Source organism: Clostridium sp. YIM B02506 (genome assembly GCF_022324845.1).
Taxonomy (GTDB): domain Bacteria; phylum Bacillota; class Clostridia; order Clostridiales; family Clostridiaceae; genus Clostridium_T; species Clostridium_T intestinale.
Window position 1 is genome coordinate 133,968 of the sequence record NZ_JAKGTG010000004.1, and the last position, 14,251, is coordinate 148,218.

13 protein-coding genes and 1 pseudogene are annotated in these 14,251 nt (G+C 30.9%); 6 read left to right on the plus strand and 8 right to left on the minus strand.

Annotated elements, in window-relative coordinates; translation table 11 throughout:
- Positions 1 to 15: 15 nt before the first annotated feature.
- Positions 16 to 825, minus strand: coding sequence for an SDR family NAD(P)-dependent oxidoreductase (locus L1S49_RS05365; RefSeq protein WP_238902911.1), 810 nt, complete (start codon positions 823 to 825; stop codon positions 16 to 18).
- A 245-nt stretch (positions 826 to 1,070) separates the two neighbouring features.
- Between L1S49_RS05365 and L1S49_RS05370 the strand changes: the two genes are divergently transcribed.
- The gene (locus tag L1S49_RS05370) at positions 1,071 to 2,312 is read left to right on the plus strand and encodes a helix-turn-helix domain-containing protein (RefSeq protein ID WP_238902913.1); all 1,242 of its coding nucleotides are present in this window, start codon (positions 1,071 to 1,073) and stop codon (positions 2,310 to 2,312) included.
- 75 nt (positions 2,313 to 2,387) lie between these two features.
- On the opposite strand, the gene L1S49_RS05375 is transcribed toward L1S49_RS05370, so the two are convergent.
- The 5 genes and pseudogenes from L1S49_RS05375 to L1S49_RS05395 all read right to left on the minus strand — a co-directional run bounded on the left by L1S49_RS05375 (position 2,388) and on the right by L1S49_RS05395 (position 9,299).
- Entirely contained in the window at positions 2,388 to 4,691 is a 2,304-nt protein-coding gene (locus L1S49_RS05375) for a glycoside hydrolase family 2 TIM barrel-domain containing protein (RefSeq protein ID WP_238902915.1), read from the minus strand.
- Positions 4,692 to 4,863: 172 nt separating this feature from the next.
- A pseudogene (locus L1S49_RS05380) lies at positions 4,864 to 6,120 on the minus strand (6-phospho-beta-glucosidase); the annotation flags it as partial.
- Between the two features lie 342 nt (positions 6,121 to 6,462).
- Positions 6,463 to 7,842 (minus strand): 6-phospho-beta-glucosidase, encoded by a 1,380-nt coding sequence (locus L1S49_RS05385; RefSeq protein ID WP_238902917.1) that lies wholly within the window; start codon positions 7,840 to 7,842, stop codon positions 6,463 to 6,465.
- Positions 7,843 to 7,990: 148 nt separating this feature from the next.
- Positions 7,991 to 8,767, minus strand: coding sequence for a hypothetical protein (locus L1S49_RS05390; RefSeq protein ID WP_238902919.1), 777 nt, complete (start codon positions 8,765 to 8,767; stop codon positions 7,991 to 7,993).
- Positions 8,768 to 8,852: 85 nt separating this feature from the next.
- Positions 8,853 to 9,299 (minus strand): hypothetical protein, encoded by a 447-nt coding sequence (locus L1S49_RS05395; protein WP_238902920.1) that lies wholly within the window; start codon positions 9,297 to 9,299, stop codon positions 8,853 to 8,855.
- A 282-nt stretch (positions 9,300 to 9,581) separates the two neighbouring features.
- Here L1S49_RS05395 and L1S49_RS05400 point away from each other — a divergent pair, with 282 nt between their 5' ends.
- Complete coding sequence (locus L1S49_RS05400) at positions 9,582 to 9,809, plus strand: DUF1659 domain-containing protein (protein WP_238902921.1); 228 nt, start codon at positions 9,582 to 9,584, stop codon at positions 9,807 to 9,809.
- A gap of 38 nt (positions 9,810 to 9,847) precedes the next feature.
- Positions 9,848 to 10,060: a DUF2922 domain-containing protein gene (locus tag L1S49_RS05405; protein ID WP_238902922.1), complete on the plus strand. Its 213-nt coding sequence runs from the start codon at positions 9,848 to 9,850 to the stop codon at positions 10,058 to 10,060.
- 64 nt (positions 10,061 to 10,124) lie between these two features.
- Here L1S49_RS05405 and L1S49_RS05410 read toward each other — a convergent pair whose 3' ends face one another.
- Together L1S49_RS05410 and L1S49_RS05415 are read right to left on the minus strand one after the other, a co-directional pair.
- Complete coding sequence (locus L1S49_RS05410; protein ID WP_343073970.1) at positions 10,125 to 10,964, minus strand: aldo/keto reductase; 840 nt, start codon at positions 10,962 to 10,964, stop codon at positions 10,125 to 10,127.
- A gap of 141 nt (positions 10,965 to 11,105) precedes the next feature.
- Positions 11,106 to 11,831, minus strand: coding sequence for a GntR family transcriptional regulator (locus L1S49_RS05415; RefSeq protein ID WP_238902924.1), 726 nt, complete (start codon positions 11,829 to 11,831; stop codon positions 11,106 to 11,108).
- A gap of 259 nt (positions 11,832 to 12,090) precedes the next feature.
- Between L1S49_RS05415 and L1S49_RS05420 the strand changes: the two genes are divergently transcribed.
- Genes L1S49_RS05420 through L1S49_RS05430 form a run of 3 tightly spaced genes read left to right on the plus strand, consistent with a single transcriptional unit; the run spans position 12,091 to position 14,187 of the window.
- The gene (locus L1S49_RS05420; RefSeq protein ID WP_021803318.1) at positions 12,091 to 12,777 is read left to right on the plus strand and encodes a triose-phosphate isomerase; all 687 of its coding nucleotides are present in this window, start codon (positions 12,091 to 12,093) and stop codon (positions 12,775 to 12,777) included.
- A gap of 15 nt (positions 12,778 to 12,792) precedes the next feature.
- On the plus strand, positions 12,793 to 13,314 hold the full coding sequence (locus L1S49_RS05425; RefSeq protein WP_238902925.1) for a YjbQ family protein: 522 nt from the start codon (positions 12,793 to 12,795) through the stop codon (positions 13,312 to 13,314).
- Positions 13,315 to 13,338: 24 nt separating this feature from the next.
- Entirely contained in the window at positions 13,339 to 14,187 is an 849-nt protein-coding gene (locus L1S49_RS05430; protein ID WP_238902926.1) for a class II fructose-bisphosphate aldolase, read from the plus strand.
- The last annotated feature ends 64 nt before the right edge of the window (positions 14,188 to 14,251 follow it).

Genomic DNA, 14,251 nt, shown 5'->3' on the forward strand with positions numbered 1-14,251 from the left:
GAACCTTTATAAACTTTACATATTCAATATTTCAGGATTTTTCCACTGAATCACATTTTTAGCACCTGCTGATAATCCTCCATCTATTGGAATTACTGCGCCATTAATATATCTAGCCATGTCAGATGCAAGAAACAGCGCTAGATATGCACATTCTTCTGCCTTACCCATTCTTCCACTTGGGCAATCATTTATAAAATATTGCTTTGCCTGCTCTGGCGTCCCATCGAAAATAGCCGTTTCAGTATATCCAGGACAAATTGCATTTATTGTAACATTGTATGGTGCATAATCTAGAGCTGCCGACTGAGTAAGCCCAACTACAGCATGCTTAGTTGCAGTATATAATGCTTGTCCTCGTTGCGGCATAATTCCTGCAATTGATGCAATATTGATAATAAAACCGTTTTCTGTTTTGCTTTTAAAAATTGCCTCTAAAGCATACTTCATTCCAACAAATAAACCTTTTAAATTTAAATTAGTTACTTTATCGTATTCTTCCAAAGAATACTCATGTAATGGACTTCCGCCCATTCCTATACCAGCATTATTTACAATTCCATCTAAACGCCCATAATGATTCACCGCAAAATCTACTAATGCTTTTATATCTTCAGCTTTACTACAATCAGCATTAAAAAATATAGCTTCCCCACCTGCTTTTCTTATTGAATCTGCTACTTCCTTTCCACGTACTAAATCTCTATTTGCACAAACCACCTTCATTCCATGTTCCGCATAACATCTTGCAATTGCTTCTCCTATACCTTTACTTGCTCCTGTTACAATCACAACCTTTTCATTTACGCTACTAAAATCTAACACCTAATTCCCCCCCCACATATTTTTAAATCTGATTTGTCCATCTAAATTGATTATTCAAGATATTAAGACATAAAAGTTTTTATCTTTATATTTGAATATCTACTCAGATTAACGTTTACATCCCTATATTATAATAAAACCTTATCTGTTTCTCGTAAAATATTGCGCTAATCAGCAAAAAATATATAATAAGTATATAGTAATAATTCAAAAAATGTATTTCGGTAAAGGAGACTTTAAGTAAAATGATAGATAAAATTAAACAAATATGTAAATTCGCATTTAATTATTCAAATACAGATACTATTTTTATGGATGTTACGTCTAATATCCTATTTGATTATGGATTTACAAGAGTCCCAGACTCATTAGCCCCTTATTTTTCAGGCTTAATAGATAAATTACAACTTAATTATTCAAGTATTGAATACAATGTATTATTTCACACTAATTCCTATAGATTGAATTTTATCTCTGCTAAGATATATGATAACGCTGATTACCTTGGAAGTATTATTGTAGGTCCATATCTTCTTGAAGAGCCTACAACATTAATGATTGATTCAATAGTCTCAGATAATAAGATATCTCTTCCACTTAAAAATATAGTTAAACAATATTATTTAACCTTGCCTATATTCAGTACATATCAAGCTAAAAATAATGGAGAATTTCTTTCCTATATAGTATCAACTGTCAATTCTCAGATCTCTGATATACCACAAATAGGTAACTTGACCTATGATTTTCAAACAGAATATTCAATCTCTCCTGAAATTATAAAACAAAATACTGAGACAACTATGGAGGAATTCGAAAGAAGATATAGCATTGAAAATAAATGGATGCATGCAGTTGAATTGGGTGACATAGAATCATACGAAAACATAATGAAAGAAAATAATTCCTTAATATCCAGCGTTCATGATCGTATTCCTAACGATCCCTTACGTTCCACTAAAAATTATATTCTAGTATTAAATACGTTGTTTAGAAAAGCCGCTGAAAAAGGAGGGCTTCACCCAATATATCTTGACAGTATATCTTCTAAATATTCAGTCCAAATTGAAAAGTGTACTAACTTACAACAAATAACAAATTTGATAAATACAATGCAAGTAGAGTATTGTAATTCAGTAAAAAAGCTTTCACTAAAGAACTACAGTTCTACTGTTAGGAAAGCTATAGAATTTATCCGTATAAATCTCAACCAATATCTTAGCCTAACCACTATATCCGAATCCCTATACGTTAGTTCTTTTGAACTATCTAGACAGTTTAAAAAAGAAACTGGCGAAACCATTACTGAATATATAAATAAAAGAAGAATCAATGAAGCAGTATTTATTCTTGAAAATGATACTATGTCTATTACTGATGTTTCTTATACTGTTGGCTTTAATGATGTTAACTATTTTACCAAAGTATTTAAAAAAATTAAAGGAACCACACCTTCAGAATATAGAAATAAGAAAGATAAAAAATAATCTAATTTACAAAAAAGAGTCTGTATAGATTTTACAGACTCTTCTTATAAATTTATTTAAAAAGCTCTATTGAATTTATATCTTTTTAATCCTGGTCAATTCTTTATTGAACATATACATTAATTTATCAGTATAAAATTCTTTTGCCATTGTTGCTACTGTATCAACTGTCATGCCTAAAGTCATTGCGAACATTGGATTTTCATCAGCATTACCAAAAAACTTTTTAAATATAGCTTTTGTTTCTTCATTTTTTAAAATTTCTCCAAAAGTACAACGAGTAGAATAAACATCATCAGTTATTTCTAATTCTTCAATTACCACATCACTAAAATCAGGCATTTGAAACCAATTCTCTACCTCTTCACCCTTATCTTCTACTGGTGCCTCGTAGCTTGAATTAGGTAAAAGTACCTTATTAAATCTTGCTAAGTCTTTTAGCATAATTCCTTCTTCACTACTCAGTGCCTCAACTACGTTTATTCCTTCTTTTAACTCAACATTTTCAAAAATAAAAATTCCATTTTCACTAACTTTTGAGTCTAATTTAATTCCATTTATATATAGAGTTATAACATCACAATTCGAATACACCTTAACATTTATACGGTCTTCTACTCGGTCTATGAATCTTTTGCTTGTTATATGAACAAATTTCTCATCACTCCATTGAGCCTTATACATATAAAAAGCATCTTTTTTAATCCTTCTATCATAGGTTACTAATCCTTTATTATTTCGACCCTTCACTCCACCTTCATCTCGTATATTAGCACCAAAATCAAACATATTCCATACATAAGTAGCCCATAGAAAAGGTCTATCTTTAAAAATATTCCAAACTTTTTCATGATATAAAGCATGATATTCTTCAGTATAGTCCTTTACCTGAGGAGAATTACTATGATATTCTACAATCCCCTCTGCTCCATATTCTGATATACATAACCCCACATTTGGATTTGTTTTGTGAAAGCCATCAATCCACCCAGAAAAATCTTCTGGTTTCCCAGTATACCAGCCATAATATCTATTACTTCCTACCACATCAGTTAAATAATTATATTCATCGGTATCTCCAACAAACATAACATTTGCCATAGTAGAAAGTCTAGTTGAATCCTCTTTTTTAGTTAACTCATTAAGTTCCTTAACAAGTTTTCTTACTTCTGGTCTATCTCCACCAATTTGTATTTCATTTTGAATTCCCCAGAACATTATTGATGGGTGATTATAGTTTTGTCTTATCAATTCAATCATCTGCTGTTTTGCATTAATTCCCTCTAGCTCTAATTTGGACATAACAGAAATAAAAGGTATTTCAGCCCATACTACCATACCCTCTCTATCACATATGTCATAGAAATTTTGATTATGTTGATAGTGAGCAAGTCTTATGGAAGTTGCTCCAACTTCTTTAATTAACTCCATATCTTCAAGTTCTTCTTTAGCTGTTATAGCCCATCCCATATCCTTTCTGTCTTGATGTCTTGAAACTCCCTTTAGTAATAAGTGCTCATCGTTTAAGAAAAATCCTTTTTCTGCATCAACTTTAAAATATCTAACTCCAAAATCTATTGAAAGCTCATCTACAGTATCATTATAACTTTGCAAAGAAATTTTCATCTTATACATATGAGGATTTTTTATTCCATTCCAAAGTACTGGTTTTTCTATTAAAGCTGGTATTTCTACTTCTATAGTTTCTTTAGCTAATATTATAACTTCTTCTGTCGCATAAGTTATAAAGTTATCTTCTCCATCAAATATTTCTGCCCAAAGTCTCACTTTCTTATTTTCTGCAATTGAATTAACTAATCTAGTTTTTATTTTTAGAGAAGCTTTTTCTTTATTTACTTCTTCTTGAACAATATATACTCCTTTTGAGCCATAATCCATCAAGTCAAAGTGGACAGTATCGACAATAATAATATTTACATCTCTATAAATTCCTCCGTAGAAAGTAAAATCTGCCTTTTGAGGATATACGTCATCTACAACAGTATTGTCAACCTTTACAGAAATTAGATTTGTGCTACCATATTCCAAAGCATCAGTTATATCAAATCTAAAAATTGAGTAACCACCCTTATGATTACCAATATAATTACCATTCACATATATATCAGTAATGCTATTACTACCATTAAACTCAATAAAAACCCTCTTTCCTCTATATAAGCTATCCAGAAACACTTCTTTTCTATACCAACAGGCTCCTTTATAAAAATCTGCTCCATTTGCACCATCAATAGCATTCCATGTATGTGGTATATTTACGGCTTCCCAACCTTCCACATTAAAATACTTATCTACTGATCCTTCCTCATTATTTCTAGTAAACTTCCACCCTCTATTAATATTTATAATATTTCTCACCGTACCTACCCCCTGATTTTAATAGATATAGGTATAGAATATTATTTTTTTAAGATATAAGCCCGCAATATTTTGTATTAACTCGTATTATCTTGTAATTAATAATATTATTTATATGTAAAAAATAGAATTCAGCATTTATTTTGCTGAATTCTTACTTTTATATTAAACTCTAAATTATTTCTCCATTACTTTCAATAACTTTTTTGTACCAATAAAATGATTTTTTTCTAGAACGTTTCAATGTTCCATTGCCTTCATCATCCTTATCTACATATATAAAGCCATATCTTTTACTCATCTGTCCTGTTCCTGCACTAACTAAATCAATTCCACCCCAGGTTGTGTATCCTAGCAAGTCTACACCATCTTCTTCAACTGCTGTTTTCATAGCTTTTATATGTTCTCTTAAATAGCTTATTCTATAGTCATCTTCTACAAACCCTTCTTCATTAGGTATATCTACTGCCCCTAATCCATTTTCTACAATAAATAGTGGTTTATTATAACGATCATATAACACATTAAGCATGGAACGTAAACCTAAAGGATCAATCTGCCATCCCCACTCAGAAGATTTAATATATGGATTTTTAATTGATTTATATGCATTTCCCTCTGTCTGCTCTCCAACGTTAAGGTCTGCACTTGCAACCTTTGAGGAATAATAAGAAAATGATATAAAGTCTACTGTATTGTCTCTTAATAACTCAATATCTCCATCTTGTAGTCAAGTTCAATTCCCTCTCTCAAACTTCTTTAATGCATAATTTGAATATTTTCCTTTTGCTTGTACATCAATAAAAAAATAGTTCTCTCTATCCTTCTCTATAGCTTTCCAATAGTCTTCTGGTTTATAAGAATAAGGATAATGATTCCCTCCTGCTAACATACATCCAACTAAATTACCAGGATCAATTTCATGAGCAATCTTCACAGCCTCAGCAATAGCTAATAAAATATTATGTGAAGCCTGATACTTTACCAAATTTTGATTTTCTCCTTCTTCAAAATATATTCCAGCTGCCATAAATGGAGCATGTAATATCATGTTAATTTCATTGAAGGTAAGGCAATATTTTACTAGCCCCTTATATCTTGTGAAAATTATCTCACATAATCTCTTATAAAAACCAACTAATTTTCTATTTCTCCACGAACCATATTTTTTTATTAAGTGCATTGGACAATCAAAATGAGTTATTGTTACTAAAGGCTCTATATTGTATTTTTTACACTCTAAAAAAATATCTTCATAGAACTTCAAGCCCTCCTCATTAGGTGTATCCTCATCTCCTAGAGGAAAATTTCTTGTCCATGCAATAGACATTCTGTATGTTTTAAATCCCATCTCTGCAAAAAGAGCACTGTCCTCTTTAAAATTATGATACATATCGATTGCTACTTTTGCTGGATAAAAATAATCTTCATTAAATTCAAACATTTTTATCTTACCGGCTGAACAAAATAATTTTATTGTTACCATAATAATATCATCCTCTTAACTAACCTAACTTTTTATAGTAATTTTCTTTTTTCATTTCAATTATTTCTTTAACCATATTTTTCTCTGACATACATATCATTAAATGATATTACTCATGATATTGGCTATAATAATCTTAGCTTCTTTTACAAAAAATTCTTTGAGTTTTATGGTGTAAAACCCAGTGAATATAGAAAAGTTTAATATTTTAAAGCATAAAAAAGAACCTAGTTTTTCAACTAAGTTCTTTTTCACTTAAACTATATTTATTTCTTAATATTCTAATTAATCTATACTTCCAGCTATTTCATCTTTAACAGTTACTCCTGCTGCTTCTAATTCAGCTATCTTAGCAGCAAATTGAGGTAAATGTTTCTTATGAGCTATTAAAAGCTCGTCCATTACACGTTTAGCAGTTTTTCCACTTGGTATTTGTGGATTTAAGAAGAATGCTTGCATAAGTAGACCGTAGTCTCCAGTAACAGCAGCTTCACATACACAAAGTTCCATGTTCTTCATAACTTGTAACCATCCACGTTCTGCTGGTGCTAATGGTCCAAATGCTATTGGTAAAGCTCCACTTGCTGAAATATAAGCAGAAACTTCTACAACACAATCTGCTGGAAGATCTGGAACAGATCCATTATTTTGAGTAGAAACAACAATGTGTTGCTTTTTATCACCATATATAGAAGCTATTGTTTCACAAGCAGCATCTGAATAGTGAGTACCACCACGTTTAGTTAATTGTTCTGGTTTGTAGTTTAGGTTAGGATCTTTATAAAGTTCAAATAACTCACCTTCAGTTACTTTAACTTGTTGAGCTCTAGTTCCAACTCCATTGTATTCTTCTAAACCATGTTCTAACATTTCTTCTTGTAAGTAGTAGTATCTATGATATCCACAAGGGATTAATTGCATTTGATCTATTTGTTCTCTCATAAATGCAACTGCATGGATATTCTTTGGAATTCCAGCATCTTCACTGTACATTTTATCAATGATTTCTGCAGTAACATTTTTACCATTGTTATCGAAAACTTTATGCCAATGGAAATGGTTTAATCCTGCAAACTTGTAAGTTAAATCATCTAATGTTTTACCTATCATTCCTGGTTCATTCATCATAGCTCCAACTGGTACGTTACAAAGTCCTATAACCTTATCCCATTTACCATATCTAACTACAGCTTCAGTTACCATTCCACTTGGATTTGTAAAGTTAACTAACCAAGCATTAGGGCAAAGTTCTTTCATATCTTCAACTATATCTAAAATTACAGGTATTGTTCTTAGAGCTTTAAATATACCACCTGCTCCATTTGTTTCTTGTCCTAATAATCCATGAGAGAAAGGAATTCTTTCATCTTTTATACGAGCGTTTAATAAACCAACTCTGAATTGAGTAGTAACGAAATCAGCATCTTTTAATGCTTCTCTTCTATCTAAAGTTAAGTGAACTTTTACATCATATGGTGATGCATCCCACATACGTTGAGCCATAGCACCAACGATTTCTAATTTTTCTTTTCCTGCTTCTACGTCAACTAACCAAATTTCTCTTATTGGTAGTTCATCATATCTCTTTATAAAACCCTCCATTAATTCTGGAGTGTAACTGCTGCCTCCACCGATTGTAACAATTTTAACTGGCTTCTTATCCATTGCTAATCCTCCTTAAATCTTAAGTGATCTATACCTTTACAATAGATTAAATCTTGTCTCACTTCAATAATATTTCATTTTGTGAAACAAGTTTCAGATAAAGAAATTTACAATGTATAAGGGAACATATTATAGTAATATTTATGTATTATTTTGATTTCTTATTTACATACTCAAAATATTTTAGAGCAATAAGTTTTGCATAACACTCAAGTATTAGAGAAGATTCTAACATATTATTGTTTGGCAGAGCAATAACATGATCAATATAAGAAGGCTTCTTTATACTTGAGGTTGTTATCAAATAAATTTTAGCTGCATTACTTTTGTTAAAAAACTCTTCATTTTGAAATATTCGTGAAAAATATGTGCCTGAAGAAGAAAAAGCTATAATAAGATTTTCTTCTGTTGACTCTTCGATATATTTTTTTTGAGCCATAAAAGGTATACGAGTATCAACCATTTTTCCACTTGAAAACAACTCATGTTGCATTGATATTGCTATGCTACCTGATTGCATATGTCCAAACATAGCAACTTTTTTATATTTAAAAATATCCTCAATTAAGTTACTCAAAAGATAAATATCTAAATTTTCCTTTAATAAATTCATGGAATTTATAGCCTGATTTATAAAATAAGAGTGGCTATTTTCATGTCCCGCAACAAGCCCATATTTCTCTTCTAAATCAGATTTCCTGTCTTGAAACATATACTTTAATTCATAAAAACTTTCTACTCCAATTTTCTTACAGAACCTACTTATTGTAGCTTTTGAAACATTGCACCCCTCTGCAATACTACTAGTTGAAAAAGACTTAAAGCTGCTTGTATTATTTAATAGATAGTGGGCTATCTTATAATTTACAGAGTCTTCTTCTTCAGTATTTATGACATTTAATAATAAAAGAATAATACTTGGCATGTATCTACACCTCCCTAACTATAGTATCATATTTTTTTTAGAAAGTATGTGATTTACAAATTAAGAAAAGGTCTCTTAATAACCTTTATTGTTTCTTGCCTAAATACACTTCATTTTTACCATCTTCAATTACGCTATTAAAATAGTGCCTAATAGCTATATCAAGTATTGTACTCATATGAATATCTACATCTTCACTCATTCCTTTGAGCTGATTGAGCATTCTAACAGTTGATTTTCTCATCATATAGGTTCTTTTTACATCAAATTCCTCTCCGTCTATTGTAGGAGTCTTGCGTTTTCCTCTTTTTATTTTTCTAACTTCAAAATCTTTTTCTTCTTTATTTATTAAAACTGGTTCCTTTTTAATGTTAGAAGTTACCTCTTCATACCTAGAACTTATAAGTTCATTTACTACTTCCCCGTCGATCTCTTCCTCATCATTCCACTCTATATTAATAGAGCCTTTTTCATCATCTTCTTTTAATATTTCATCAACTTCATTAGCTGACAACTTTACTTTTTCAGCCATAAATATCACCTCTTTTTAAAATAATATTCTACCAAAACTTAAAAGATACAATTTTTTAGCTGGATATCTGGATTTCTGGATAACCAGTTTTCTGGTTAACTGGATTTCTGGATATATGGTTATATGGTTATTAAACATAATATTAAAATAAAGTTATTTAACTTAGGATTCCACAAGACTTTCGCGCTATTTTTCCACATTCGATTTTTTTTGATAAATTGTGCCCAAATTCTATTTTGTTTCATATAGTAAAGAGTGAGCAATTATGAGGAGTTGATAAAAATGTCAGTAGAAAAGGTAGCTACTTCATCTCAATTTACTGTAGAAGTTGAAAATGGAGTTAACAAGGCAGGAGAAAAAATTTATAAAAAGCTTAATTTTTCTGGCTTAAGACCTGATTATAATGTAGATGCCCTTTATGAGCTTGCAGAAGCTATAAGAGGTATTTTATCTAATGATACCAGAGACGCTTTAGTATTTGACGTATCTAAAATAGTAAAAAAAGATTAGATATATTAAAAATATTAAGTTAGAAAGGTGGGTTGTATATGAGTTATACTCTTTCTTTGAGTTTTATCACCTCCAATGGCTCAAAATCTTCTATATCTATATCTGGAGTTAGACCAAATTTAACTAAGGAAGAAGTAGAAAATTTAATGAATCTTATTATAGATAATAACTTCTTTGAAACAAAAAATGGCTCTTTAGTTGCAATTAATTCTGCTAAAGTAGTCAAAAAAGAAGAAGATACTATAATTTGATAAAAAAGAGAGTTCAGCATTAAGTTTTGCTGAACTCTTGTCTTTATATAGTGTTTTTACTTTTCTAAAACTTAACTTCATCAGGATTCATTCCTGATCCACCGCAATACTCCATAGAGTTAATTAAAGACATATCTTCATTAGAAATAACAAAATTAAATATTTCGCTATTTTCTTGAATACGTGAAGGAGTAACTGACTTTGGTAAAGGAAGTACTTCATTTTGAAGACACCAACGTATACAAAGTTGTGCTACAGATTTATTATATTTTGCTGCAATTTCTTTAAGTGTTTCATTTGATAACATTCTTCCTGTCCCAAGTGGGCTCCATGCCTCCACTAACATGTTGTGTTTCTTGCAATAATCCACTGTCTCACTTTGCATTTGACCTGGATGAAATTCTATCTGATTAACCATTGGTGGAATTTCAGTTTTCATAAGTGACTTTAGGTGATGTGGTAAAAAGTTAGATACACCTATTGCACGAATTTTTCCTTCTTTATAAAGCTTTGTCATTGCACGCCATGTTTCTAGATTGATTTCATCCCAATTTGAAAACTGCTTTGCATTTGCAGGCCAATGAATTAGGTATAAATCAAGATAGTCTAATCCTAAATCATCTAATGTTTTATTAAATGCAGCTATGGTTTTCTCATAGCCACGATCTTTATTCCATACTTTACTTGTAACAAAAAGCTCTTCACGTGATACCTTACTTTCAGCAATCCCTGTACCAACACTTTTTTCATTACCATAAACCGCTGCTGTATCAATATGTTTGTATCCAAAGCTAAGAGCTGCTTTTACAGAACTAACTGCTGTATCTCCATCTGGTGTCTGCCAGGTTCCAAATCCAACACATGGAATTTTATATACATTACTAAGTGTAAAATTATCACTCATCTTATTCATTTATATCATCCTCCAACTTTACTATAAATTCTTATAATAATAGTTTAACAAAAAAGGGATACTTATTATACAATTAAAGCACTTTCTTGATTTCTACCAAAACAATTACACAAAAAGTACTTTCTTTATATTTTATTCTTTTTTAGATATTATTCTAAAGGTACTCTTATACGCATCTGATTTAGAAGTTGCATACTGAATGATATTCCCCTCTTTATCGTAGGTTGTAATACGGGTAATAGAAATAGGATCATTCTCTTTTAGATTAAGATAAGTAGCTTCTTGAATATCAGCTTTTCTTATCTCTATATTTTTTTCTTCTTTATATGGAATTACATTATGCTCCTCAAGTGTTCTAAAAAGATTATGTTCTGTAAAATCAATGTCAATTAATTTAGGACATATTTTTAATGGAATATAATCATCTGCTAGAGAATACAAATCATCATTAACATACCTAACTCTCTTTAAGTGAAATACTAAATCCTGTTCAGAAATATTTAGATAAGATGCTACATTGGATTTTGGGAATTCAACAGCTTGTTTAAGTACACGGTTTTTAGTAAATTTCCCTGCTGAGCTTAAAATACTAGATAATCCAAGTCCATTATTATTAGAATCTGAATAATCTATTGGAACTTTATTTCCTATGTAAAAGGTTCCTTTTCCTTGAATTCTTACAATTACATTTTCATCCTCTAATTTTTCTAATGCTTTTCTAATGGTTGGTCTACTTACATTAAACATATTAGATAAATCACGTTCACCTGGTAATGGTGAATAGTATTCGAATTTAGAAAAATAGGCTATCATTTCATCCTGAATCTCCAAATGTAATGGAGTACCTGTTCTCTTCATTCAAAATCAGCCCCTTTCTATTAATTAAAATCATCTATTTAAAATTTATTTTCACTTAATAATAATATATTTAATTAAAATCATCAAGTAAAAGCCCTTTCTTGTTTACCAGTGGTAATAATTATACTCCACTTATTCTTTTATCTCAAGTCCTGAAATTTATAATATTTTCTATTTTCATATTGATGACCATTTTTACCTATGGTACAATTATTTTACCAGTGGTAAGTATATAAATTAAAGGAGGGTCTATTAATTTATGAAAATAAGAACACCATTTTTAGTTGTAAATCCAAAATCCTATCTATATGGAAAACGATCTCTAGATTTAGCACTAGCTGCTGACAAAATAGCTAAAGAAACAGGTATAGAAATGTTTTTTACATGTCCATTTGCAGATATTCGTTATATTAGCGAAAATACTACTAACGTAATTGTAACTGCTCAGCATATGGAATCCTTAAAACCAGGGCGTGGAATGGGACATGTATTACCAGAATCTTTAAAAGAGGCTGGTGCAAAAGCAGTTTTCTTAAATCACGCTGAAAATCCAATGACTGTAGCGGAATTATCAAAGACAATTGAAAGAGCACGTGAACTTGATATAAAAACTATAGTATGCGCTGACTCTGTTTCTGAAGCAGTTGCGCTTTCTAAATTTAATCCAGACATAATCTTAGCTGAACCTACTGAATTAATAGGAACAGGTAAAACAGCAGATAACAGTTATGTAATAGAAACTACGGAAAAGATTAGAGAAATGAGTCCTAATACTTTAGTTATGATAGCTTCAGGGGTTACCACCGCTGAGGATGTTTATAACGTTATTAAGCTTGGTGCTGATGGTACTGGCGGAACAAATGGTATTTTAGGTGCTCCAGATCCTAAAAAGCGTATAGAAGAATGGGCTGAAGCAATGGTTAGAGCAATAAAAGATAAGGAATAAATAGGGGGTTATAATATGAGCGTTTATAAAGAACAAATAAGTTTAACATCGCACGGAGAAACACCAAGTTTTTTTGATATTACTCCACAAGTAAGGGAGTCAATAAAGAAAAGTAACATACAAAATGGTATTTGTGTTGTAATTTCTCCACACACTACCTGTTCAGTATTCTTTGAAGAATTCGTTCATGATTACACTGAAAATGGAGATGAATTTCTTCAAGTAGACTTAAATGATGTACTAAAAAAAATAATTCCAGATAATGTTGCACTTGGACAATACAATTATCCTGGGGAAGAACATTATAAAGCTGTTGAATCATGGCCAGATGCCTCAAGTTATCTTCCAAACGGAGATCGTTCTGCGCTATTTAACTGCGATGCACATTTAAAAGCAACTATACTTGGTTCTAGTGAAACTTTTGAAGTTGATAATGGAGCCTTAGGAGTTGGGACAACAGGATATGTTTATTTTGTAGACTTTGACCGTACAAGATCTCGTACTCGTAAATGCAATATCATAATAATAGGTGAATAATTGATTTAATATGGAGGGAGAAAAATGTTAGTTAATTCAAAAGAAATATTATTAGATGCTAAAAAAAATAACTATGGAGTTCCAGCACCTGATTTTTTAGATTTAGATTCTGCTAGAACCTTTGTTGAAGTTGCAGAAGAATACAATAGACCTATTATCCTATCATTTGCTCAAGCACATCGTAATATAATTTCTCTAGAAGAAGCAGCTATTGTAGGAAAATTTATGGCTGAAAGCGTTAAAGTTCCAATAGTTTTACATCTTGATCATGGCGAAGATATGGGCTACATTAAACGTGCTATAGATCTAGGTTTTACTTCTGTAATGATAGATGCATCTATGGATAGCTTTGAGGAAAATGTTCGCAAAACAAAAGAAGTTGTTGAGCTTGCACACCCAAAAGGCATAACTGTTGAAGCTGAGATTGGACATGTTGGTCAAGGTGAAATTGTTGGACAAGGTGAGGGACAAAGTGGAACTTCTTCCATATACACAACTGTTGAAGAAGCAGTATCTTTTGTTAATCAAACTGGTGTAGATTCTTTAGCCGTTTCTATAGGGACATCCCATGGAATTTATAAAGGCAATAAGAATCCCGAAATAAATTTTGAAAGACTAAATGAATTAGCAAAGGCTATAGAAGTTCCATTAGTTTTGCATGGTGGTTCAGGAACTGGTGATGATAATCTTCATAGATGTGCAATAGAAGGCATATCTAAAATTAATGTATTTACAGACTTTTTAGTAGGTGCAATGAAGGAGATTGATGAAATAAAACCGTTAGACTTTATAGCATTAAAAAAAGCTTCTAATGAAGGAATGGCAAAAATTCTTAGACATTATTTTAAGGTATTTTCGAAGGACTATAAGTAAGGTATCAAGTGAAACTTGATTCAGGTGGAGTTTGAGCTCCATCTGAATCGCCTGTTCTCTATGA

What these genes read in the sequence shown, in the direction of transcription:
- L1S49_RS05400 (WP_238902921.1), top strand. Translation starts at nt 9,582, where the DNA reads ATGTCAGTAGAAAAGGTAGCTACTTCATCTCAATTTACTGTAGAAGTT.
- L1S49_RS05430 (WP_238902926.1), top strand. Translation starts at nt 13,339, where the DNA reads ATGTTAGTTAATTCAAAAGAAATATTATTAGATGCTAAAAAAAATAAC.
- L1S49_RS05425 (WP_238902925.1), top strand. Translation starts at nt 12,793, where the DNA reads ATGAGCGTTTATAAAGAACAAATAAGTTTAACATCGCACGGAGAAACA.
- L1S49_RS05395 (WP_238902920.1), bottom strand. Translation starts at nt 9,299, where the DNA reads ATGGCTGAAAAAGTAAAGTTGTCAGCTAATGAAGTTGATGAAATATTA.
- L1S49_RS05390 (WP_238902919.1), bottom strand. Translation starts at nt 8,767, where the DNA reads ATGCCAAGTATTATTCTTTTATTATTAAATGTCATAAATACTGAAGAA.
- L1S49_RS05405 (WP_238902922.1), top strand. Translation starts at nt 9,848, where the DNA reads ATGAGTTATACTCTTTCTTTGAGTTTTATCACCTCCAATGGCTCAAAA.
- L1S49_RS05415 (WP_238902924.1), bottom strand. Translation starts at nt 11,831, where the DNA reads ATGAAGAGAACAGGTACTCCATTACATTTGGAGATTCAGGATGAAATG.
- L1S49_RS05420 (WP_021803318.1), top strand. Translation starts at nt 12,091, where the DNA reads ATGAAAATAAGAACACCATTTTTAGTTGTAAATCCAAAATCCTATCTA.
- L1S49_RS05385 (WP_238902917.1), bottom strand. Translation starts at nt 7,842, where the DNA reads ATGGATAAGAAGCCAGTTAAAATTGTTACAATCGGTGGAGGCAGCAGT.
- L1S49_RS05370 (WP_238902913.1), top strand. Translation starts at nt 1,071, where the DNA reads ATGATAGATAAAATTAAACAAATATGTAAATTCGCATTTAATTATTCA.
- L1S49_RS05410 (WP_343073970.1), bottom strand. Translation starts at nt 10,964, where the DNA reads ATGAGTGATAATTTTACACTTAGTAATGTATATAAAATTCCATGTGTT.